At 69.8% G+C, this 1,644-nt stretch carries 2 protein-coding genes; both read right to left on the bottom strand.

Annotation, left to right across the window (positions count from 1 at the left end):
- On the bottom strand, positions 1–638 hold a 638-nt coding region (locus tag WDV06_RS36825), incomplete at its 3' end, for an adenosylhomocysteinase (protein ID WP_395514154.1).
- Between the two features lie 35 nt (positions 639–673).
- On the bottom strand, positions 674–1,644 hold a 971-nt coding region (locus WDV06_RS36820), incomplete at its 5' end, for a vitamin B12 dependent-methionine synthase activation domain-containing protein (protein ID WP_395514153.1).

Genomic DNA, 1,644 nt, shown 5'->3' with positions numbered 1-1,644 from the left:
ATCGCCGGGAACAGCAGCTCACCGGACTGCATCATCTCGTACAGACGGTGCACACCCGTGGTCGTCTCCTCCGTCACCCCCCGCACCCCCGCGGCCAGCGCCGCCCAGTCGATGTCCGTCCTCGTCAACAACCCCAGGACGACCGCCATCTCCTCGTTCTCGGCCGTCGACACCTCCGGCACCGCACCCGCCTTCTGGAACTCCACCCCCTTGTGGACCAGCAGCGTGGCATCCCCACCGTCATCCAGGATCATGTTCGGGCCCGCATGCCCCGGCCACCTCAACGCCTGCTCCGTGCACCACCAGTACTCCTCCAGCGTCTCGCCCTTCCAGGCGAACACCGGAATCCCCGCCGCCGCGATCGCCGCGGCCGCGTGGTCCTGCGTCGAGTAGATGTTGCACGACACCCACCGCACCTGCGCCCCGAGCGCCACCAGCGTCTCGATCAACACCGCCGTCTGCACCGTCATGTGCAAAGAACCCGTGATACGGGCCCCGGCCAACGGCCGCGCCGCGGCGTACTCCCGCCGGATCGACATCAGACCCGGCATCTCGTGCTCGGCCAGAGTGATCTCCTTGCGCCCGAACTCGGCGAGGGAGATGTCGGCGACCTTGTAGTCGGTGAATGCGGCAGACATGCGGTGTGCTCCTTGAAGAGGTACGGGGGCGGAGGTCATCGACGGCCTCCCGCGTTGAAGTAGCCGGCTTCGGGGTGGTGGATCACCAGAGCGTCGGTGGACTGCTCGGGGTGGAGCTGGAACTCCTCCGAGAGGTGGACGCCGATCCGCTCCGGCCGGAGGAGGTCGGCGATCTTGGCCCGGTCGGACAGCTCGGGGCAGGCCGGGTAGCCCAGGGAGTACCGGCATCCCTGGTACTCGGTACGGAACATGCCGTCCATGGCCGCCGGATCGGAGCCGGCGATGCCGAGTTCGGCGCGGACTCGGGCGTGCCAGTACTCGGCCAGGGCCTCGGCCAGCTGGACGGACAGGCCGTGCAGCTCCAGGTACGCGCGGTAGGAGTCGGACTCGAAGAGCTTGGCGGTGGCCTCGCCGATCTTCGAGCCGACGGTGACCACCTGGAGGCCGATGACGTCGGTCTCGCCGGACTCCTCCGGGCGGAAGAAGTCCGCGAGGCACAGGCGCCGTCCCCGGCTCTGGCGCGGGAAGGTGAACCGGGTCCGCTCGGCCCCGTCCTCGTCCAGGATGACCAGGTCGTCGCCCTTGGAGACGCAGGGGAAGTAGCCGTAGACCACGGCCGCTTCGAGGAGCCGGTCCGTGTGCATGCGGTCCAGCCAGCCGCGCAGCCGCGGTGTGCCTTCGGCGGCGATCGAGTCCGCTTCCTTGAGGCCCCACTGGCCCTTGAACAGCGCGTTCTCGTCCAGCCAGCCCGCGTACTCCTTGAGCTGGACCCCCTTGACCACGCGGGTCCCCCAGAAGGGCGGGGTGGGCACCGGGTTGTCGACGGCCACGTCGGAGCGGCCGGCCTCCTCCGGCTCCCGCACGTCGAGGACGGCGGTACGCCCGGGTACGCGGCGCTGCTTGAGGGGCGGGAGTTCGGCGCCGGGGATGCCGCGCTTGACGGCGATCAGTGCGTCCATCAGCCGCAGGCCCTCGAAGGCGTCACGGGCGTAGCGGACCTCGCCCT

The organism is Streptomyces racemochromogenes, from assembly GCF_044129415.1.
Classification (GTDB): Bacteria; Actinomycetota; Actinomycetes; order Streptomycetales; family Streptomycetaceae; genus Streptomyces; species Streptomyces racemochromogenes_A.
Note: the sequence above shows the minus strand (reverse complement) of the source record. Positions and strands in the feature narration are given on the sequence as shown.